At 67.0% G+C, this 20443-nt stretch carries 16 protein-coding genes; 13 read left to right on the top strand and 3 right to left on the bottom strand.

Annotation, left to right across the window (positions count from 1 at the left end; genetic code table 11):
• Window positions 1–52: 52 nt before the first annotated feature.
• The 9 genes from ACQE3M_RS02070 (at window position 53) to ACQE3M_RS02030 (ending at window position 14299) form a co-directional block, all read left to right on the top strand.
• On the top strand, window positions 53–499 hold the full coding sequence (locus ACQE3M_RS02070; protein ID WP_430503805.1) for a universal stress protein: 447 nt from the start codon (window positions 53–55) through the stop codon (window positions 497–499).
• A 310-nt stretch (window positions 500–809) separates the two neighbouring features.
• Window positions 810–2600 (top strand): nitrite/sulfite reductase, encoded by a 1791-nt coding sequence (locus tag ACQE3M_RS02065; protein ID WP_430503804.1) that lies wholly within the window; start codon window positions 810–812, stop codon window positions 2598–2600.
• On the top strand, window positions 2600–2893 hold the full coding sequence (locus ACQE3M_RS02060) for a DUF6360 family protein (protein WP_430503803.1): 294 nt from the start codon (window positions 2600–2602) through the stop codon (window positions 2891–2893). The genes ACQE3M_RS02065 and ACQE3M_RS02060 overlap by 1 nt, the downstream gene beginning before the upstream one ends.
• A 488-nt stretch (window positions 2894–3381) precedes the next feature.
• Window positions 3382–5457: a PrkA family serine protein kinase gene (locus tag ACQE3M_RS02055; protein WP_430503802.1), complete on the top strand. Its 2076-nt coding sequence runs from the start codon at window positions 3382–3384 to the stop codon at window positions 5455–5457.
• Entirely contained in the window at window positions 5454–7748 is a 2295-nt protein-coding gene (locus tag ACQE3M_RS02050) for a PrkA family serine protein kinase (protein WP_430503801.1), read from the top strand. Before ACQE3M_RS02055 ends, ACQE3M_RS02050 begins: the two co-directional genes overlap by 4 nt.
• Window positions 7739–9055 carry a YeaH/YhbH family protein gene (locus ACQE3M_RS02045; protein WP_430503800.1) on the top strand — a complete coding sequence of 439 codons (1317 nt, stop codon included), beginning with the start codon at window positions 7739–7741 and terminating at the stop codon, window positions 9053–9055. Before ACQE3M_RS02050 ends, ACQE3M_RS02045 begins: the two co-directional genes overlap by 10 nt.
• Window positions 9052–12261, top strand: a complete 3210-nt coding sequence (locus ACQE3M_RS02040; RefSeq protein ID WP_430503799.1) for a SpoVR family protein — start codon at window positions 9052–9054, stop codon at window positions 12259–12261. Before ACQE3M_RS02045 ends, ACQE3M_RS02040 begins: the two co-directional genes overlap by 4 nt.
• Before the next feature lie 229 nt (window positions 12262–12490).
• Window positions 12491–13717 carry a proteasome-activating nucleotidase Pan2 gene (gene pan2 / locus ACQE3M_RS02035; protein ID WP_430503798.1) on the top strand — a complete coding sequence of 409 codons (1227 nt, stop codon included), beginning with the start codon at window positions 12491–12493 and terminating at the stop codon, window positions 13715–13717.
• Window positions 13718–13819: 102 nt separating this feature from the next.
• Complete coding sequence (locus tag ACQE3M_RS02030) at window positions 13820–14299, top strand: pyruvoyl-dependent arginine decarboxylase (RefSeq protein WP_430503797.1); 480 nt, start codon at window positions 13820–13822, stop codon at window positions 14297–14299.
• Window positions 14300–15209: 910 nt separating this feature from the next.
• On the opposite strand, the gene ACQE3M_RS02025 is transcribed toward ACQE3M_RS02030, so the two are convergent.
• A complete protein-coding gene (locus ACQE3M_RS02025; protein WP_430503796.1) occupies window positions 15210–15668 on the bottom strand; it encodes an NOB1 family endonuclease in 459 nt (152 codons plus the stop codon).
• Window positions 15668–15913: a PRC-barrel domain-containing protein gene (locus ACQE3M_RS02020; protein WP_430503795.1), complete on the bottom strand. Its 246-nt coding sequence runs from the start codon at window positions 15911–15913 to the stop codon at window positions 15668–15670. Before ACQE3M_RS02020 ends, ACQE3M_RS02025 begins: the two co-directional genes overlap by 1 nt.
• A 171-nt stretch (window positions 15914–16084) precedes the next feature.
• Between ACQE3M_RS02020 and infB the strand changes: the two genes are divergently transcribed.
• From infB to ACQE3M_RS02005, 3 genes are all read left to right on the top strand, one after another.
• Window positions 16085–17878 (top strand): translation initiation factor IF-2, encoded by a 1794-nt coding sequence (gene infB / locus ACQE3M_RS02015; protein WP_430503794.1) that lies wholly within the window; start codon window positions 16085–16087, stop codon window positions 17876–17878.
• A 267-nt stretch (window positions 17879–18145) separates the two neighbouring features.
• Window positions 18146–18583: a DUF8015 family protein gene (locus ACQE3M_RS02010; RefSeq protein WP_430503793.1), complete on the top strand. Its 438-nt coding sequence runs from the start codon at window positions 18146–18148 to the stop codon at window positions 18581–18583.
• 70 nt (window positions 18584–18653) lie between these two features.
• Window positions 18654–18974 (top strand): DUF8015 family protein, encoded by a 321-nt coding sequence (locus ACQE3M_RS02005; protein WP_430503792.1) that lies wholly within the window; start codon window positions 18654–18656, stop codon window positions 18972–18974.
• 72 nt (window positions 18975–19046) lie between these two features.
• Here the strand turns inward: ACQE3M_RS02005 and ACQE3M_RS02000 are convergent, their stop codons facing one another.
• A complete protein-coding gene (locus tag ACQE3M_RS02000) occupies window positions 19047–19430 on the bottom strand; it encodes a DUF5811 family protein (RefSeq protein WP_430503791.1) in 384 nt (127 codons plus the stop codon).
• Between the two features lie 184 nt (window positions 19431–19614).
• On the opposite strand from ACQE3M_RS02000, the gene ACQE3M_RS01995 reads away from it, so the two are divergent.
• Window positions 19615–20409, top strand: a complete 795-nt coding sequence (locus tag ACQE3M_RS01995; protein WP_430503790.1) for a molybdopterin synthase — start codon at window positions 19615–19617, stop codon at window positions 20407–20409.
• Window positions 20410–20443 lie beyond the last annotated feature (34 nt).

Here is a 20443-nt window from a genome sequence, read left to right as displayed (position 1 = left end):
CGACGCCGCATAGCCCCAAAACAAACCACGTTTCCCCCAAAACCACTCACTCATGGAACGCGCACTCGCCGTAGTCGACCCGACCGACGCAGCGAAAGACCTCGTCCGCGAAGCCGGTACGCTCGCCGCCGGCGTCGGCGCGGACGTCGTGGTCATCCACGTCACCACCGAGGACGAGTACAGCGGCCGCCGGGAGGCGATGGAAGCCATCCCGAACGGCACCACCAACTACACGCCCGAGGAAGCCGAAGCCGGCGCGACGCAGTTCGCCCGGGACGTCGCCGAGGAGACGCTCTCCGACGTCGACGTCGACTACGAGGCGACCGGCTACCTCGGCAAGAAGGCCCAGAAGACCCTCGAGGCCGCCGAGGAGCACGGCTGCGACCACGTCTTCCTCGCCGGCCGGAAGCGCTCGCCCACCGGCAAAGCCATCTTCGGCGACGCGACGCAGCAAGTCATCCTCGACTTCGACGGGCCCGTCACCGTTCTGACGTCCTGAGCGAGGCCGCCGAACCGCTCCGCTCGTCGGACGCCCACTCAACTCGTCGTTTTTTGTGCGAGTCGAGCCGACGAGGTCCTCCAGCGCCGCGTGCGGCCGACGACGCGGCGGACACCCAGCCGACGACGCGGCGGATTCCCCGGCCGACGACGCGGCGGATTCCCCGGCCGACGACGCCGCGAACACCGCGAGCGACTCGCAATAGTTTCCGCTTTCCGGTGGCACCGGGGAGACGTGACCCTACCTCGGTGCCGCGGGAAGGCTTGACGCGGCGCTTCCCACTTTTTGTTATCCCCCCGAACGTGGAGGTATGCCCACGGACGTGGAGGAGTGGAAGGACGAACTGTACGGCGAGGACATCCGCGACGCCATCGAGCGCTTCGCCGAGGACGGCTGGGAGTCGATCCCGGACGATGAGCGCGACGCCTGGTTCGAGCGCTTCAAGTGGTACGGCCTGTACCACCAGCGCTCCGGCCAGGAGAGCTACTTCATGATGCGGATCGGCCCGCCGGGCGGCATCCTCGAGCCCGGGCAGTTCCGGACCATCGCGGAGATCGCTCGCGACTTCGCGACCGGGCCCGTCGAGAACCCCGTGTTCGGGAACGGCTGGCTCGACGTGACCACCCGTCAGGCGGTCCAGCTCCACTGGATCAACATCGAGGACGTGCCGGAGATCTTCGACCGCCTGGAGGAGTCGGGCCTCACCACGAAGCAGGCCTGTGGCGACTCCTGGCGCAACATCGTCAACTGCCCCGTCGCCGGCAAGGACGAGGCCGAGTTCGTCGACGCCGGCAGCCTCGCGAACCGGCTCCACGAGACGTTCAAGGGGAACGACGACCACGTGAACCTCCCGCGGAAGTGGAAGGTCAGCGTCACGGGCTGTCACGAGGGCTGCGGCCAGGGCGACATCAACGACCTCGCGTTCGAACCCGCGGAGAAGACGGTCGAACGAGAGGACGGCACCGAGGAGACCGTCCGCGGCTACAACGTCCGCGTCGGCGGCGGGCTCGCGCGCAACGAACCGCGCTTCGCGAAGGGCATCGACGTGTTCGTCACCGAGGACGAGGCCATCGAGGTCGCGGACGGCCTCAGCGCGCTGTTCCGCGATTACGGCAACCGCGAGGACCGCTTCAGCGCCCGCATGAAGTTCCTCGTCGACGAGTGGGGACCGGAGCAGGTCCGCGAGACGCTCCAGGACGAGTACGTCGACTTCGAGATCGAGACCGCCGGCCGCGACCTCCGCGAGCAGTACTCCTACAACGCCGGCGTCGACCACGGCCACGCCGACCACGTCGGGGTCCACGAGCAGGCCGACGGCGATAACTACGTCGGCCTCAACGTGCTCGTCGGCCGAATGGACGCCGACGACGCCGCCCGGATCGCCGACCTCGCGGCCGAACACGGCTCCGGTGAGGTCCGGCTGACCCAGCGACAGAACATCGTGCTGACGGACGTCCCGGACGAGAACCTCGACGCCCTGCTCGACGCCGAACCGCTGCAGGAGTACAGCCCGGACCCGTCGCCGTTCAAGCGCGGCTCCATCGCCTGTACGGGCACGGAGTTCTGCTCGCTGTCCATCGTCGAGACGAAGAACCGGCAGGTCCGGTTCTCCCGCTGGCTGAAGAGCAACGTCGACCTGCCCGAGGACGTCGAGGATTTCCACATCCACCTCTCGGGCTGTACCGCCTCCTGCGCGCAGCCGCAGATCGCCGACATCGCGCTCCGCGGGATGAAGACCCGGAAGGACGGCGATCCCGTCGAGGCGCTCGACCTCGGCATCGGCGGTGGGCTCGGCGAGGACCCGAGCTTCGCGCGCTGGGTCGCCCAGCGTATCCCCGTCGACGAGGTGCCCGGCACGATCAAGAACCTCGTGGCGGCCTTCGCCGAGGAGCGCGAGCCCGGCCAGACGTTCCGCGAGTTCGCGGCCGAGCGCGACGAGGACGAGCTGGCCGCCCTCGTCGAGCCCGAGGAGACCTCCTACGAGGACCCGTACATGCACAACACCAAGCGGACGTGGTACCCGTACGCGCCCGAGGACGACCTCGACGCGACGCCGGCGCCGACCACCCCGGACGACACGCCGCTGGCAACCGACGACTGATGGTCGACCGCCTGCTGAAGGTCAACGCGTACACGACGCTCGACTACGTGGAGGCCGAGGTCGAGGGCCACGACCTCGCTGACGAGGCCCCGGCGGTCCTCAACGTCACCGCCGCGAGGGAGGACCCGGACCACGTCGAACTCGCGTTCGAGCTCGACGACGCGCTCGAGGACGTGCCGCACCACGTCGACCGGGTGCCGCTCTCGGCCGACGAGGCCCGGAAGGTCGCCGCCGACCTGGAGCGCCACGCCGACCGCGTGGAGGCGGCGGCCGCGGACGACGGCGGCGAGTAGGTCGGGCTCCCGTCACGGGTCGTGAGCATTTTCCGCCGAACTCGCGGGCGATCCCCGCGAACTGCATGATAGTTCTGTGAGGGCTTTGACAGTGAGGCCAGCCAGCCGCGCGTCAAACTATTGAAACCTGCCGGTGGCCGAAACCGTTGGGCGACCGAAAGCACCCCGAGACGGGCCACCGCGAAGGTCTGGCCCGAGTTCGTGGGACCTCATACGGCTCTTGGTCACGTCAGAGCTGTTAGTAATTCGCGAAGCTGTGGGTGGCAGAGTATGACAGCACATAAATAATTCTGCCGGCGCGGCGAAATTTGATCCCTGTAAACCTGGCGCAAAGGTTAACCGTGTATAACTCGTTCTATTTACGTCTACGGAAAAGGCATGTCAACACACCACACGACGGAAGCGCTGCAATCGGCCTCGACAACCCGCGAGGCAGGGACCCGCGAGTTCCCGCCCGTGCCGTTCGACGCAACCCACACGCATCGACCATGACAAGCGAAATTGCCCCCCTGGACGACCTAGCGGAGGAGTATCGATCGTCGATCCCGGACGACCTGCGAGCGGCGCACAGCTTCGACTGGTACCTCTCGGAGCTGGAGTCGGACCCGAAGATCGCCCGGAATGCCCACCAGCGGTTGGCGGACATGTTCGACTACTACGGAACGGAGTACGACGAGGACGCCGGCATCGCCAGATACCGGCTGGCCGCCGACGATCCCCTCGACGACGGGGAGAACGTGTTTTACGGCGACGAGGTCCACCGCACGATCCACGAGTTCGTCAATAAGCTCAAGAGCGGGTCCCGCGGGCTCGGCCCCGAGCGCCGCATCAAGCTCCTGCTCGGCCCCGTCGGGTCCGGCAAGTCCGACTTCGACCGACAGGTGCGCCGCTACTTCGAGGCGTACACCGCCACCGAGGCGGGGCGGATGTACACGTTCCGGTGGGTCGACCTCTGTCGCGTCATCGACGACCAGGACCCCGCCGACGACGTGGTCCGGTCGCCGATGAACCAGGACCCGCTGGTGTTGCTCCCGCCGGACCAGCGCCAGGGGGTGATCGACCGGCTCAACGAGACGCTCGACGCCCCCTACTCGATCCGCAACGAGCAGTCGCTCGACCCCGAGTCGGCCTTTTATATGGACGAGCTGCTCGCCAACTACGACGACGACCTGACCGAGGTGTTCACGAACCACGTCGAGGTCGTCCGCCTCGTCGCCGACGAGAACAAGCGACAGTGCATCGAGACGTTCGAGCCGAAGGACAAGAAGAACCAGGACGAGACGGAGCTCACCGGCGACGTCAACTACTCGAAGCTGGCCGTCTACGGCGAGTCCGACCCGCGCGCGTTCGACTACTCCGGCGCGTTCTGTAACGCGAACCGGGGCATCTTCTCCGGCGAGGAGCTGCTGAAGCTCCAGCGGGAGTTCCTCTACGACTTCCTGCACGCGAGCCAGGAGGGAACGATCAAGCCGAACAACAACCCGCGGATGGACATCGACCAGGTGATCGTCGGCCGGACGAACATGCCGGAGTACCGCGAGAAGAAGGACGACGAGAAGATGGAGGCGTTCAACGACCGGACGAAACGCATCGACTTCCCGTACGTCCTCGAGTACGACGCCGAGGCCGACATCTACCGCAAGCTCCTGCGGAACGCGGACGTCCCCGACGTCCACATCGAGCCGCACACCCACGAGATGGCCGGGCTGTTCGCCGTCCTGACGCGCATCGAGGAGCCGGACTCCGGCGCCGTCGACCTCCTCCAGAAGGCGAAGGCGTACAACGGCGAGGTCGACGAGGGCGACGAGATCGACCTCACGAAGCTCCGCGAGGAGGCCGCGGACGTCGCGGAGGTCGCCGAGGGGATGGACGGCATCTCGCCGCGGTTCGTCGGCGACGAGATCGCGGAGGCGATCATGAACGCCAACCACCGCGACCGCGGCTACCTCTCGCCGCTTTCCGTCTTCAGCCACTTCGAGGAGAACCTCGAGATGCACGGCTCGATCCCGGCTGAGCGGTTCGAGGAGTATTACCGGCACCTCGAAACCGTGCGCGAGGAGTACCGCGACCGCGCCATCGACGACGTCCGTGGGGCGCTCGCGTACGACGTCGAGGAGATGCGGACGCAGGGCGAGAAGTACATGGACCACGTCATGGCCTACATCGACGACGACACGGTGACCGACGACCTGACCGGGCAGGAACAGGAACCCGACGAGTCGTTCCTGCGCGCCGTCGAGGAGAAGCTCGACATCCCCGAGGACCGGAAGGACGACTTCCGGCAGGAGGTGTCGAACTGGGTCTCCCGGCGCGCCCGCGAGGGCGACACGTTCGACCCGCAGGACAACGCCCGGCTCCGCCGCGCGCTCGAACGGAAGCTCTGGGAGGACAAGAAGCACAACGTCAACTTCTCGGCGCTGGTCTCCTCGAACGAGGCCGACCGCGAGGAGCGGAGCGCCTGGATCGACGCGCTCCAGGAACAGGGCTACTCGGAGGCGGGCGCCCGCGAGGTCCTCGAGTTCGCCGGCGCCGAGGTCGCCAAAGACGAGCTCGACGACGAATGACTCACCCCCACGCCGAGCGTTACGTCGCCGACGCCGACGAATCGCTCCGGGCGACCTACGAGCAGCCGATGAGCCTGGCGGCGTACGTCGAGCGCATCTTCGAGAACCCCACCGTCGCCTCCCACGCCGCCCGGTACCTGCTCCTGGCCATCGAGTCGGCGGGGACCCGAACCGTCATCGAGGCGGGCGAGGAGCTGGAGCGCTACCGCTTCTTCGACGACCCGTTCAACGACGGCGAGCACGCCGTCCTCGGCAACACGGCGACGCTGAATGACTTCGTCGAGGACGTCCGCACCATCGCGTCCGAGCGCGGCAAGGAGGCGACGATCAGCTGGGTCGCCGGCCCCACGGCGACGGGGAAATCGGAGCTCAAGCGCTGCCTGATAAACGGGCTTCGGGAGTTCTCCCGGACGCCCGAGGGGCGCCGCTACACCGTCGAGTGGAACATCGCCCGGACCGGCACCGCGGAGACGCGCGGGCTCTCCTACGGTGACGAACCCGCCGCGGACGAGGACGACTGGCACGAGAGTCCCGTGCAGGCGCATCCCCTGAGCGTGTTCCCGCCCGCGGTCCGCGAGGCGGTGCTGGCGGACGTGAACGACCGCGTCGACGACGTGCCGGTGCGGGTCGACCAGCGGCTCGACCCGTTCTCCCAGGAGGCGTACGACGACCTCGAAACCGAGTACCGTCGCGCCGGGACGAACGACCTTTTCTCGGCGATCACCGACGAGCAACACCTCCGCGTCAAGAACTACGTTATGGACGTCGGCCAGGGGATCGGCGTGTTGCACGCGGAGGACGGCGGCACGCCCAAGGAGCGGCTCGTCGGCGGCTGGATGCCGAGCCTCCTCCAGGAGCTCGACTCCCGCGGGCGAAAGAACCCGCAGGCGTTCAGCTACGACGGCGTGCTCTCGCAGGGGAACAACGGCGTCACCATCGTCGAGGACGCCGCCCAGCACGCCGACCTCGTCCGGAAGCTGCTGAACGTGCCCGAGGAGAAGACGGTGAAGCTCGACACGGGGATCAGCATGGACGTCGACACCCAGCTGATCCTCATCTCGAACCCGGACCTGGAGGCCCAGCTCAACCAGCAGGAGGACCGCCGCGGCGAGGACCCGCTGAAGGCGCTGAAGCGACGCCTGGACAAGCTCCAGTTCACCTACCTGACCAACCGGAGCCTCGAGGTCGCGCTCCTGCGCCGGGAGCTCGCGGACGAGCAAACCGTGCTGGCCGACGTCGACGCCGACGAGCGCGACGCCTACGTCCGTGAGCCCGTCGAGCTCGCCGTGCAGTCGGACGACGGCGGGACGACGACCCGCGAGTTCGCGCCGCACGCGCTGGAGGCGGCCGCGCTCTTCGACGTGGTCACCCGGCTCGACGCCGACGACGTGCCGCCCGGACTCGACCTCGTCGAGAAGGCGCTGTTGTTCGACCGCGGGTACGTCGGCGACGGCGACGACCGACGCGAGGCCGACGAGTTCGACTTCTCGGCTGACGCCCGCGACGGCGAGCACGGCATCCCAGTGACGTACACGCGCGACGTACTCTCGACGCTCGTCTCGGCGGACCGGGACCGCTCGCATCCGTCGCTACCGGTCGAGACCGTCGTCATGCCCGACGACGTGCTCGACGCGATGGTCGAGGGGCTCGGTGACGCACCGGTGTTCGCCGGGAGCGAGGCCGGCGAGTACGAGAACCGGGTCGGCGACGTCGCGGCGCACGTCCGTGAGCGCCAGGAGGCCGACGTCCTCGACGCGATGCTCGCCCGGCACCACCCTGACGAGGAGACCGTTGCGGAGTACATCGAGCACGTCTACGCGTGGGCGACCGGCGAGCAGGTCGAGACGGAACGCGGGACGACGATCGATCCGGACCCGCTGACGATGAAGGTGTTCGAGATCGAGCACCTCGGGCGCTTCGGCGAGGCCGATTACGACGGCACCGACCCGACCGACGCGGTGGCGTCGTTCCGGCGCGAGGAGGTCGTCACCGCGCTGAACCGCCAGGCCTGGGAGCAGCGGGGCGAGGACTTCGCGGTCGCGGCGATCGATCCCCTCGAGATTCCCGCCCTCGAGGAAACGCTCTCTGCTAACGACTGGGACGACGTTCACCGCGTCTTCGAGGACTTCGACCCCGCGCAGTGGGCCGACCCGCCATCCGGGACCGAGACGGCACGACTGAAAAAGGAGACCGTCGACCGCCTCTGTGAGGGGGACTACTCCCGCGCGGCGGCGGAGCTCACGACGCGCCGCGTCGTGGCCGACGCGGCGAGGGGGAACCCATGGGACTGAAAGACGACCGCCGGCGCTTCGCGGAGATCGGCGAGGAGCGGCGCGAGGACCTCGCCGACTTCATCACCCACGGCGACCTCGGCCGGAGCCGCGGGGACGCGGTGCGGATCCCCATCAAGATCGTCGACCTCCCGGCGTTCGAGTACGACAGGCGCGACCAGGGTGGCGTCGGCCAGGGCGACGCGGAGGTCGGCGACCCAGTCGAGGTCCCGGAGGCGGAGCCGGACGACGGGGACGGCAACGGCGACGAGGACGGGGACGAGCCCGGCGACGAGCCGGGCGAGCACGAGTACTACGAGATGGACCCCGAGGAGTTCGCGCAGGAGCTCGACGAGGAGCTCGGGCTCGACCTCGAACCGAAGGGGAAGCAGGTCGTCGAGGAGACGGAGGGCGACTTCACGGACGTCGCGCGCACGGGCCCGCACAGCACCCTCGACGTGGAGCACTTCTTCCGCGAGGGGCTCAAGCGCAAGCTCGCCGTCGACTTCGACGAGGAGTTCGTCCGCGAGGCGCTCCGCGTCGACGGCTGGGGGCCCGACGAGGTGTTCACGTGGGCGCGCGACCGGCGGATCCCCGTCTCGAAGGCGTGGCTCCGCGAGGCCGCCGCCGACGTCGACGAGCCCGACCGGTGGGCGAGCATCGAGGCGATGACCGACGCCGTCGACCGAACGACGACGGCCGAGCGGGTCCGCGAGGAGGGGATCGACCAGCTCCCGCTCCGCCGCGAGGACCAGCGGTTCCGCCACCCGGAGGTCGTCAAGGAACACGAGAAGAACGTCGTCGTGGTGAACATCCGGGACGTCTCCGGGTCGATGAACGAGGAGAAGCGCGAGCTGGTCGAGCGCGTGTTCACGCCGCTCGACTGGTACCTCCAGGGCAAGTACGACAACGCGGAGTTCGTCTACGTCGCCCACGACGCCGACGCCTGGGCAGTCGACCGCGAGGAGTTCTTCGGCATCCGCTCCGGCGGCGGGACGAAGATCTCCTCGGCGTACGAGCTCGCCCAGGAGTTGCTGGCGGAGTACCCCTGGAGCGAGTGGAACCGCTTCGTCTTCGCCGCGGGCGACTCCGAGAACACGGCCAGCGACACCACGGAGGCCGTCATCCCGCTGATGGAGGCGATCGACGCGAACCTCCACGCGTACGTCGAGACGCAGCCCGGACGGTCGCGACGGAGCGCGACGCACGCCCGGGAGGTCGACGACCACTTCGAGGACGGCGACGACGTGGCCGTCGCGCGCGTGTCCGAGCCCGACGACGTGCTCGACGCCATCGAGACGATCCTCAGCACGGAGACGGAACTATGACTCGCAACAAGCGACGCGAACGGAAGCGTATCGCGCGGGAACTCGAACCGGTCGTGAGCGACGCCCGGTTGCTGGCCGCGAAGCTCGGCCTCGACGGTCACCCGGTGAACTACTGGATCGTCGACTACGACGAGATGAACCAGCTCATCGCCTACGACGGGTTCCCGGAGCGCTACCCGCACTGGCGCTGGGGGATGAAGTACGAGCGCCAGCGCAAGCAGGACCGCTACGGCGCCGGGAAGGCCTTCGAGATCGTCATCAACGACGACCCGGCCCACGCGTACCTCCAGGAGTCCAACAGCCTCGCGGACCAGAAGGCCGTCATCACGCACGTCGAGGCCCACGCCGACTTCTTTAAAAACAACCGCTGGTTCCGGCCGCTGGGCGAGTCCGTGAACGCGGTCGACATGCTCGAACGCCACGCCGACCGCATCGAGTCGTACATGCGCGACCCGGAGATCGACCGGGAGGCGGTCGAGCGCTTCATCGACAGCGTGCTTACGCTCACAAACACCATCGACCAGCACCAGCCCGTCGACCAGGTGCTCGGCGACGAAGGCGCGCCCGAGGACCTCGACGAGCCGTTCGAGGCGCTCGACCTCTCCGAGGAGGTTCGAGAGGAGGTGTTCGGCGAGTCGGCCGCAGCCGATGGCGACGACGCCGCGGACGAAGCCGATGGCGACAGCGAGAGCGCCGCAGGCGACAGCGAGAGCGCCGCAGCCACCGCTGCCACCGACGGCGCCCGCGACGTGCTCGCGTACCTCCGCGAGCACGGCAAGCAGTACGACGCGGACGCCGAGCGCGCCGTGGAGATGGCGGACTGGCAGACCGACGTCCTCGAGATGCTCCGGCGGGAGGCGTACTACTTCGCCCCCCAGCAGATGACGAAGGTGATGAACGAGGGGTGGGCCTGTGTCGCACCGGATACACCCATCTTCACTTCGGATGGGCTTATCCCGATGAAGGAGGTCGTTGATCGCGAAGTCGCTGTTTCTGACGGCGTATCTGAACAGCCGGTCTACGACTCAAACATCATCCCCGATCACGATACCGTAACAATCCGCACGCGCCGGGGCTTCGAGCTGAGCGGTTCGGTCACCCACCGAGTCCGCCGGCCCGATGATTCCTGGATCCGGCTCGATAAACTCGACGAAGGCAGCGAGATCGAGATTTCGGGCGGTAATGGTGTTTGGTCCTCTGAGTACGTCCCGATCGAATGGGAATCTCCGTCGCATGTCACACTCCACGACGTTGCTGACGACGCTGGCGTCTCCATATGGACCGTCATGCGATACAGGGACACAGGGCGTGCACGACAGGCAGACGCCATCGAAGAGGCGCTTACCTCTTACGAGGGCGAAAACCAGCGTGCTGCACAACTCGCTGCGATTACCGTTCCGGACAAAGTCACGGAAGCATTTGGCCGTTTCCTCGGACTACTCCTCGGCGATGGTCACATCGCAACTGATTCACGCCACGTCGGATTCACTTCAGACACTGAGGCACACGCGGAGGAGTTCGCTGATCTGGTCAGGAAGCTTTTCGACGTCGATCCGACGGTCGAGAAGCAGGGACGCCGCTGGCGAGTCTACGCTTACTCGGAGAATCTGAAGGATATCCTGATGGAGGAGTTCGATCTTCCAGAGGGGAAGGCTGCCGGCAGAAAGTCCGTTCCTGAGGCCATACTTCGCTCACCGAGGTCAGTCGTCGCCGAATTCCTCTGTGGATTATTCGATGCGGACGGATATGCCGGCGACCAGGGCGTGATTCTGAGCACGAAATCAGAGGACATGAGCCGCGTCGTCCAGTTGTTGCTGACGAACTTCGGCATCCTCAGTCGCCGACGCGAGCAATCGGATGGCTGCTATCACGTGCATATGACCGGGTGGTCCGCTAACAAATTCGCCGAGCAGATCACGTTCGGCTACTCAGAGAAACAGGAGAGGCTGCGCTCCTACGTCGATGACCTCGCCTGGTTCGAGGAGGAATCGTGGACTGACGAGGTCGTTGAAGTCGAGACTGGGACCGGAACCGTGTACGACATCTCCGTCACGGAAACGCACCGATACGCCGGTGCCGGGTTCATCAATCACAATTCGCACTGGGAGTCGGTCATGATGGGCGAGGAGGCATTCGCGGACGCTGACGAGTTCCTCACGTACGCCGAGCACCAGGCGCGCGTCCTCGGATCGGAGGGGTTCAACCCGTACAAGCTCGGCACGGAGCTGTGGGAGCACGTCGAGAACGTGACGAACCGCCGCGAGGTCGTCGAGCAGCTGCTCCGCGTCGACGGCGTCTCGGCGCACACCTTCCACGACGAGGTCGACGTGGACGCGGTGCTCGACGAGCTCGAACCGACGCCGCCGCTGGACGCCATCTCGGCGGACTCGCTCGACCGCCTGGCCGAGCTCGACCCCGCGAAGGTGGATCACGAGGCGCTCGACCGGGCCCGGTCCGGCGAGCTCGACGTGCGCGAGCAGCCGTGGCGCGTGCTGACTTATAAAGGACTCGCGGAGCGGCACTTCTCGCTCACGAAGCCGCGGAACCGCGGGTTCCTCGGGCGGATCGACCACGCGGAGCTAGAGCGGATCGACCGCTACCTGTTCGACGACGCCGTCTACGACAGCGTCGCCGACGCGCTCGCGGACGTCGACTACACCGCGGGCTGGGACCGGCTCTACGAGGTCAGGGAGAGTCACAACGACGTGACGTTCCTCGACGAGTTCCTCACGCCGGAGTTCGTCCGCGCGAACGACTACTTCACCTACGAGTACAGCCACGCGGCCGGCGAGTACCGCGTCTCGGGGACCGACCCCGACTCCGTCAAGCGGAAGCTCCTGTTGCAGTTCACGAACTTCGGGAAGCCGACCGTCGTCGTGGCCGACGGGAACTACGAGAACCGCAACGAGCTCCTCTTGCACCACGAGTACAACGGCGTTCAGCTGGACGTTTCGCAGGCGACGGAGACGCTGAAGCGGGTCTTCGAGCTGTGGGGGCGGCCCGTGAACCTGAAGACCATCGTGAAGACGACCGACGAGGCGGACGACCGGGGGCGCCTCGGCGACGAGCCCAACCGGAGCGAGGAGGGCAAGCTCCTGCGGTACGACGGCGACGCGGTGGAAATGGCGGACCTCGCGTGGCACGAGGTCGAGGACGTCGTCGCCGAGGGCGTCGACTACGACACGAAACCGGACGAGTGGCTCTGAGGGACTGGGTGGTGGGTCGCCGCCAACCCTCGGCCCGCGGGCGCCAACCCTCGACCTGCGTCGTCGGACGCTCGCGTGCGCTCCGTCATCGGAGCCCGCACCTCGCGCCGGCGGTTCCGGACCGTTCGACGGCCGTCGAGTCCGGCGATTGGCTCGACACTGGTAACCCCGTCGCCCGTTTCGCCGACCCAAAGGCACATTTACGCGCGCCCCCAAACGTGGATAACGAATGTCCCAGAGTCCGTCACTGCCCGACCGTCCCCGTCTCGAGCTCGATCCCGAGATGAGCGAGACGGAACGGCTCGAAGCGATCCGGCAGCACTTCGAACGGATCGTGCAGGTGAACGAGGAGCTCGAGGAGCGCCTCGACGCCGCCCAGGAGCGCCGCGGCGATCTGAAGACCGACGTCGACAAGCTGAAGCGCGAGAACGAGGTCCTGAAGACCTCCTCGCTGTACATCGCGTCCGTCGAGGAGCGCACGGACGACGGCGTCGTCATCAAGCAGCACGGCAACAACCAGGAGGTCCTGACGGAGGCGTCGAGCCACCTCGAGAGCGACCTGGAACCGGGCGACCGCGTCGCGATCAACGATTCCTTCTCCGTCCAGTCGATCCTCGACGACGAGACCGACGCGCGGGCGCAGGCGATGGAAGTGATGGAGTCGCCGGACGTCACCTACGCCGACATCGGCGGCATCGACGACCAGATCCGGGAGGTCCGCGAGGCCGTCGAGGACCCGCTCGACAACCCCGAGCTGTTCGACGAGGTCGGCGTCGACCCGCCGAGCGGCGTCCTGCTCCACGGCCCGCCGGGCACCGGGAAGACGATGCTCGCGAAGGCCGTCGCCAACGAGTCCGACGCGACGTTCATCAAGATGGCCGGCTCCGAGCTCGTCCGGAAGTTCATCGGCGAGGGCGCGCGCCTCGTGCGCGACCTCTTCGAGCTCGCCAACGAGCGCGAGCCCGCCGTCATCTTCATCGACGAGCTGGACGCCGTCGCCGCCAAGCGGACGGACTCGAAGACCTCCGGCGACGCCGAGGTCCAGCGCACGATGATGCAGCTCCTCTCGGAGATGGACGGCTTCGACGACCGCGGCGAGGTCCGGATCATGGCCGCGACGAACCGCTTCGACATGCTCGACGACGCCATTCTCCGCCCCGGCCGCTTCGACCGCCTCATCGAGGTGCCGAAGCCGAACGCCGAGGGCCGCGAGAAGATCCTGGGCATCCACACGCAGGACATGAACGTCGCGGACGACGTCGACCTGGCCGAGCTGGCCGCCGACCTCGACGACGACTACAGTGGCGCGGACGTCGCGTCGCTGGCGACGGAGGCCGGCATGTTCGCCATCCGCGACGGGCGGACCGAGGTCCGCCACGAGGACTTCGAGGACGCCCGCGAGAAGCTCGCGGAGGCCGACGAGACGGCCGACCGCGCGATCAACTACCAGTACTGACGGGCCCAGTACTGACGGGCTCCGAGTTTTCGACGCGCGCGAACCGATTTCGCGACCCGCAGTTCGTAACCTCTTAGCGCCGCAAGCGTCTACGATCACCCAATGAGTACCATTCACGTCGCCAGCGGGGTCGGGGTGGCGCCCACGGAGATGGCCGCCTACGACGCCGCGCTGGCCGACGCAAACCTCCACAACTACAACCTCGTCACGGTCTCCTCCATCGTCCCCGCGGACGCCGACGTCGAGCAGGTCGACACCGCGCCCGACCTCGGCCCCGCGGGCAACCGGCTGACGGTCGTCCAGGCGCGCGACGTCGCCGAGCCGGACGAGGACGTCGACGAGCTCGCCGCGGGCCTCGGCTGGGCGACCGGCCCGGGACCCGGCCTCTTCTACGAGGTCTCCAGCGGCGACCGCGACGGCGTTCGCGCGGCGATCCACGACGGGCTCGACGCCGGCGCGGAGCTTCGCGACTGGGAGCTGACCGACCGGGAGCTGTGTGTGGAGTCGGCCGAGGCGGCCGAGGACGCGTATACGTGTGTGATCGTGCTGGCCGCGTACGGCGACTCAGAACCGATTCTGTGAGTGGTGGGCGGCGGGGTCGGTTCTATCCGAATGGTGATGTGGCGAACTGATAGAAACGCTGTTGCACTTGCCAATACGGCATATTCCTCGTCTGCGCTCGGTCGCCTTTTATAAGCGTGTTTGCACAGGTGATACGGACTTGCCCTCGACAGCACCGCAAACACCCAGAAAGCCCTCTTCCATTCGCTATGCGTCGGTTTGGGCAGGTGATACGGACTTGCTCTTGACAGCACCGCAAACACCCAGAAAGCCCTCGGCCGCTCGCGGTCGCTGAGCGACATATCTGAACCTCTCCGCACCGCCCGGTTCAGATAGGGGTCGGCTCAGCGACTCCCCTGCGGCGCGACCGGCCGTCGCCCTTTCAGTCCACCAGGAACGCGACCGCACAGCAAACGCGACCGCGACAGCACCGCCCAGCTACCGCAATTCCTCAGTCCTCCCCAGCCTCGGCCGGGGCGCGCCGGCCCCGCAACGCCGCGGCGCGCCCCGGCCTCCCTCGCACGCGTTGCTCGCGCGCGCCGGCCGCACCGCATCTCGACTGCCCGACAGCCGCCGCAAGCGACGCCCGGCCACCACTCGGTGGGCGGGACTGAAAGGGGCAGCCGCTGAGCGGGACGCCCTGCGAAGCTAGCACCGCAACCCGGCGAGCGAACGCAGTGAGCGAGCCGGGTGAGAAGCGCAGCAAGCAGCGCGACCGCTCAGTGGCTGGGGCTTTCTGGGCATGCTGAGTGGTGTCGCTAGCAACGATTACCGTTTTTATTTATAAGCGCGACCGCTCGTCGACTGGTACTATTTAAAGAAATACTGAGTGACGTCGCCGGCGACGATAGCCAGGTGAGCAAAAAGCGTGCGTTCAGCCAGTCTGATCGCTCTATTCACACAATCCCCAAATAAACGACGCAGTTACGTTTTAAGCCGGGTTTTTACGCGTCAGGTCGCTGCCGCAGATCGGGCAGCGGTCCTTCTGCTCGTCGAAGGTCCGCCCGCAGCCCGCACACTGGAACTTCCACTCGCGCTCCTCGGTGATCCCCTCTCGGGCGATGACGTCGACATCGACGTCGAGTCGTTCCGCGACGTTCTGCATCGCGTAGTCGTCGGTGACGAGGGTCGCGTCCAGTTCGAGCGCGGCGGCGATGAGTCGGAGGTCGGTGTCGGAGAGCTCTTCGAGGTCGCCCGACTCCCTCGCCGCCTTCTCCACCTGTCTGCAGGAGTCGTCGGAGGGAACGTGGACGTGCATCCCGGAGCCTTCCTCCGCGTCAAAGCGGAGGGCGCTCTCGTCCTCGAGTTCCTCCTTCACGGCCGGGATGGAGGCCGTCGGCTCGTCCGTGTGGTACTCGTGGATAAACGCGGAGCTATCGAGCAGTTGCATCAGCGGGCGACGACGATGTAGTCCTTGACTGCCTGCACGGAGCTGACGGGGACGCGGAGCCGACCGCGCTCGTCGGTCTCGAAGCCGACGCGGGCGGGGTCGAGCTGCTCGTTCGGCGAGACGAGGAGGTCACCCAGCTCGCCGGACCGAAGGTCCATCGTGATGTTGTACAGGTCGCCCAGTTCCATGCCGTCGGAGCCCATCACGGCCTTTCCCGAGAGGTTTTCCGCGAGGATGTCTGCCATGAGCGATATGTTCCACCGAATCGTCTTAAACGCCACGGGGCTGTCCGACGGCTGACGGACAAATCCGGCGGATCGATGGGGCGAACGCGGAAACGCGGCGACCCGCGTTCTGAAACACTTAACTGGCGGCCGCGTCTCCTTTCAGTAAGACCCTTCTCGGAGTGATTTCTCATGGCTGACGACACACACCCTGACTCCCTGCGAACCCCCATCGTCGCCGTGCTCGGCCACGTCGACCACGGCAAGACGAGCCTGCTCGACAAGATCCGCGGCTCCGCCGTCAGCGAAGGCGAGGCCGGCGCGATCACCCAGCACATCGGCGCGACCGACATCCCGCTGTCGACCATCTCCTCGATGGCCGGCGAGCTGGTCCAGCCCGAGGACTTCGACCTCCCCGGGCTGCTGTACATCGACACGCCGGGCCACCACTCGTTCTCGACGCTGCGCGCCCGCGGCGGCGCGCTCGCGGACATCGCGGTCCTCGTCGTCGACGTCAACGACGGCTTCCAGCCCCAGACGGAGGAGGCGATCGACATCCTGCGCCGGACGGGCACGCCGTTCGTCGTCGCCGCCAACAAGATCGACACGACACCGGGGTGGAACCCCCGCGACGGCGCGCCGATCCAGGAGTCGTACGACGCCCAGTCCGACCGCGCGCAGTCGATGCTCGACGAGAACCTCTACGAGATCATCGGCGAGCTCTCGGACGCCGGCTTCTCCGCGGACCTCTACTGGCGCGTCCAGGACTTCCAGAAGAACATCGGCGTCGTCCCCGTCTCCGCGATGACCGGCGAGGGGATCCCGGACCTGCTCACCGTCCTCATGGGCCTCTCGCAGCGCTTCATGAAGGAGGAGATGGAGATCGATGTCACCGGCCCCGGCGAGGGGACGGTCCTCGAGGTGAAAGAGGAGCGCGGCTTCGGCGCCACCGTCGACGCCGTCGTCTACGACGGGAAGATCGAAACGGGCGACCAGATCGTCGTCGGCGGGCAGGCCGACCCGATCGTCACGGAGATCCGGGCGCTGCTCCAGCCGAAACCGCTCTCCGAGATCCGGACCCAGAAGGAGTTCGAGAAGGTCGAGGAGGCCTCGGCCGCGTCCGGCGTGAAGGTCGCCGCGCCCGAGCTCGAGTCGGCGATGGCCGGCGCCCCGATCCGGGTCGTCCGTGACCGCCCCGTCGACGAGGTCGTCGAGGAGGTCGAGGCCGAGCTCGCGGAGATCGAGGTCGACACCGAGGAGGACGGCGTCGTCGTCAAGGCCGACACGCTCGGCTCGCTGGAGGCGATGGCGAACGCGCTCAAGGAGGCCGAGGTGCCGATCCTCCGCGCCGAGGTCGGCGACGTCGCCCCGCGCGACATCGCCATCGCGGAAACCGCGAACCAGGACGAGCACAAGGCCATCCTGGGCTTCAACGTCGACGTGCTCTCGAACGCGGAAGACGAGCTGGAGACGGCCGACGTGAAGCTGTTCACCGACGACGTCATCTACCAGCTCATCGACGAGTACGAGACGTTCGTCGAGGAGCGCGAGAAGGCCCAGCAGGAGACGGTGCTGGACAAGATCGTCCGCCCCGCACGGTTCCGCATCCTGCAGGACCACACGTTCCGGCAGAACGACCCCGCGGTCGTCGGCGTCGAGATCACCTCCGGCACCCTCCAGAACAACCGGAACGTCGCGAGGTTCGAGGGCAACGAACCGGAGCGCGTCGGCCAGCTGTCGGGGATTCAAAAGCAGGGCGACGACGTCGACGAGGCCCGCGCCGGCGAGCGCGTCAGCGTCGCCATCGACGGGCCGACCGTCGGCCGCGACATCGAGGAGGGCGACGTGCTCTGGGCCGAGATCCCCGAGAAGCACGCGAAGATCCTCGAACAGGAGCTGTCCGACGACATCACCGCCGACGAGCTGGAAGCCCTCCACAGCTACCTCGACAAGCGCCGGAGTCGCGACCCCTTCTGGGGGAAGTAGCCAGCTCGGTTCCGGTCGCGTTCCCCTTCGTCAGGCTCGTCAGTGTCAAAGTGCCACAGTAACGCGGTTTGCGTCTTTTAGAGATCACTTCCGACTAGCTAAGAACGTGATCGAAGTATCCAATATTCCGCTGTGCAAACGTCGACGTTCATCGGCTACTGTGGCGGAAATATTTGTATTATCGGGTTTATTCGCGATGAAACATCCAGATTATAGCAAAAATAATTAAGTAGGTAGCGTGCGTTAGATTCTACTGGTGGTATCGATATGTCCGTGCAAACCGACCCCCTTAGCGACAGCATTGACGCGCTCAATGGCTCACGATACGACTGGTTGCTCGTCGCGATCCCCGTGCCGTTGATACTCGGTTTGGCCGTTAGCGCGACACTGCCAGTCGCAACTGAGGTCGGTTTGGGTCTGGGCGCCGTCCCCGCAGCGCTCCTCGTCTGCTACGCGCTCTTCGTTGACGCCCCCGTCGTTGACGCGCCCGTCGTCGGGTCCGGCACGCCGGCCGACGTCGAACTCGAGTCGCGACCCGACGACGGTGCCTTCGACGTCGACCCCGAGTCGCAACCCGGCGACCCCGAGTCTAGTACCGCCGGCGTCGACGGCACGGTCGACAGTGCAGTCGAGAAGACCGTCGACAGTTTCGGCGGATCCACCGGTGGTCCCCGGTCCGGGTCCGTCCCCGGATCGGACGACTGATCGGCGTCGAAAGGTCAGCTGTAGCTGGTTCCATTATCTTTTTTATCGGTTGACGAAAAGACCTGCGTAGATGCGACTCCGCGCCGCCACCCGAGCGTTCGACCGCCAGCTCGGGTACGACCTCCTGCTGGTCGCCGTGCCAGCGGCGCTGCTGGCTGGCGAGCTGGTCGGCATCCTGACCGGATCGACGGTTGCCCGCGAGGTCGGCGCGGTCGTCGCCGCCGTGGTGGTGCTCGACGCGCTGTTCGTGCACGCGCCCCGGGTTCGGTCGGCGCCACCGAAGGGCCGAACGCTGGGCGACGTGCCCACGAGCCGGCTCGAAAAGGTGCGCCGCGTCGACGGGACGACGGCGCGGCCGCTCGAGGCGATCCGACGCGACATCTCCCCGTAAAAATAGCCACGTCGTCGCTACCGCAGAAGTCACGTTATACCGCTACGCCAACGCCGAATTCCGCTCGCGTAGCTACTTCGCCGTCGGCGTCACGTCGCCGATCGCGTTCATGACCTGATGGGCGGCGCTGGCCGCGAGCCCCTTCGCGACCTCGTCGGCGTCCTCGTCCGTGAGGCCGGTTTCGAGGTCGTCCACGTCCGGCGTGAAGCCGGCCGAGACGGGGTGGCCGGCCGGCGGGTTGACGGCGACCATCGCTTCCGGACCGTCGGAGCCGATGGACAGCTCGGAGCCGACGACGTACGCGTCCGGGAGATAGGATTCGGTTCGGGTGACGATTCCGGCGACAGCAGCGCGGAGCTCGCGTTCCTGGTCGGCCGTGAGATCAACCGATGCCGTATCCGGTTCGCCGGCGTTCGTCGTGCCTGGCGGCCCCGCATACGGGTTATTACCGTTCATTTGAAGACGCCGATCATAGGCGAACAGCGGGTAAAAAGCCGTCGCCCCTGCGCACGTGTAACGGGGTCTCGGATCGAGTACGCCCGGGTCGACGCGGGTTTATCAGGGCTACCGTCGGCATCGCGGCCGATTGAACTGCCGAGTACTGGAAAGCACTAAGCCGATGGATCCCTCCATATCAAGCATGCAACCGCTCTCCGTTCTCGGAGCCGACGCGACGTCGCTCGCGGACGCGCTCGTCAGTCGGCTCGATGGCCGCGTCGTCATCGTCGAGCAAGGCGCCTCGGGCGCCGAGCCACCGGGCAAGGCCGCGGCCGAAGTACGACTGGCCCAGGACGGCTCCTGGCAGGCGGCCGGCGATGACGCCGACTTCGACGAGCTCCTCGATCGCTTCGCGCCGGCGTACGACTACCTGATCGCCGTCGGCCATACTCGGCTCCGCGTGCCGACGGTCCTCGTAAGTGCGGACGAGGACCCGGGCGACGTCCCAGGTGAGGTGATCGCCGAGGCCGACGCGATGGCCGACGTGGACGTCGACGCGCTGATCGACGACCTCGACGACGCGACGCCGTGGATCACGCTCCAGGAGCTGATCGAGCAGGCGAAGGCGGATCCCCAGGCGGAGCGGTCCGGCGCGATCGCCTCCTTCACCGGCCGCGTGCGGGCGAAGGACGCGCCGGACGACGACCGGACGACCCACCTCGCGTTCGAGAAGTACGAGGGCGTCGCCGCCGACCGGATGGCGGCCATCGAATCCGAACTGGAGGAGCGCGACGGCGTCTTCCGCGTGCTGATGCACCACCGGACGGGCGTCATCGAGGACGGCGAGGACATCGTCTTCGTCGTCGTCCTCGCCGGCCACCGGACGGAAGCGTTCGAGACGGTCGAGGACGGCATCAACCGGCTGAAGGACGAGGTGCCGATATTCAAAAAGGAGACGACGGAAGCCGAGGAGTTCTGGGTCCACCAGCGCGATTGACATCCTCCCCGCCCTGAAGGGCGGGTTTTAGCCT

Source organism: Halosubterraneus shenae (assembly GCF_050510935.1).
Lineage (GTDB): Archaea > Halobacteriota > Halobacteria > Halobacteriales > Haloferacaceae > JBDGPU01.
This window is presented reverse-complemented; position numbering and strand designations above follow the sequence as displayed.

What these genes read in the sequence shown, in the direction of transcription:
- ACQE3M_RS02070 (WP_430503805.1), top strand. Translation starts at nt 53, where the DNA reads ATGGAACGCGCACTCGCCGTAGTCGACCCGACCGACGCAGCGAAAGAC.
- ACQE3M_RS02065 (WP_430503804.1), top strand. Translation starts at nt 810, where the DNA reads ATGCCCACGGACGTGGAGGAGTGGAAGGACGAACTGTACGGCGAGGAC.
- ACQE3M_RS02060 (WP_430503803.1), top strand. Translation starts at nt 2,600, where the DNA reads ATGGTCGACCGCCTGCTGAAGGTCAACGCGTACACGACGCTCGACTAC.
- ACQE3M_RS02055 (WP_430503802.1), top strand. Translation starts at nt 3,382, where the DNA reads ATGACAAGCGAAATTGCCCCCCTGGACGACCTAGCGGAGGAGTATCGA.
- ACQE3M_RS02050 (WP_430503801.1), top strand. Translation starts at nt 5,454, where the DNA reads ATGACTCACCCCCACGCCGAGCGTTACGTCGCCGACGCCGACGAATCG.
- ACQE3M_RS02045 (WP_430503800.1), top strand. Translation starts at nt 7,739, where the DNA reads ATGGGACTGAAAGACGACCGCCGGCGCTTCGCGGAGATCGGCGAGGAG.
- ACQE3M_RS02040 (WP_430503799.1), top strand. Translation starts at nt 9,052, where the DNA reads ATGACTCGCAACAAGCGACGCGAACGGAAGCGTATCGCGCGGGAACTC.
- pan2 (WP_430503798.1), top strand. Translation starts at nt 12,491, where the DNA reads ATGTCCCAGAGTCCGTCACTGCCCGACCGTCCCCGTCTCGAGCTCGAT.
- ACQE3M_RS02030 (WP_430503797.1), top strand. Translation starts at nt 13,820, where the DNA reads ATGAGTACCATTCACGTCGCCAGCGGGGTCGGGGTGGCGCCCACGGAG.
- ACQE3M_RS02025 (WP_430503796.1), bottom strand. Translation starts at nt 15,668, where the DNA reads ATGCAACTGCTCGATAGCTCCGCGTTTATCCACGAGTACCACACGGAC.
- ACQE3M_RS02020 (WP_430503795.1), bottom strand. Translation starts at nt 15,913, where the DNA reads ATGGCAGACATCCTCGCGGAAAACCTCTCGGGAAAGGCCGTGATGGGC.
- infB (WP_430503794.1), top strand. Translation starts at nt 16,085, where the DNA reads ATGGCTGACGACACACACCCTGACTCCCTGCGAACCCCCATCGTCGCC.
- ACQE3M_RS02010 (WP_430503793.1), top strand. Translation starts at nt 18,146, where the DNA reads ATGTCCGTGCAAACCGACCCCCTTAGCGACAGCATTGACGCGCTCAAT.
- ACQE3M_RS02005 (WP_430503792.1), top strand. Translation starts at nt 18,654, where the DNA reads ATGCGACTCCGCGCCGCCACCCGAGCGTTCGACCGCCAGCTCGGGTAC.
- ACQE3M_RS02000 (WP_430503791.1), bottom strand. Translation starts at nt 19,430, where the DNA reads ATGAACGGTAATAACCCGTATGCGGGGCCGCCAGGCACGACGAACGCC.
- ACQE3M_RS01995 (WP_430503790.1), top strand. Translation starts at nt 19,615, where the DNA reads ATGCAACCGCTCTCCGTTCTCGGAGCCGACGCGACGTCGCTCGCGGAC.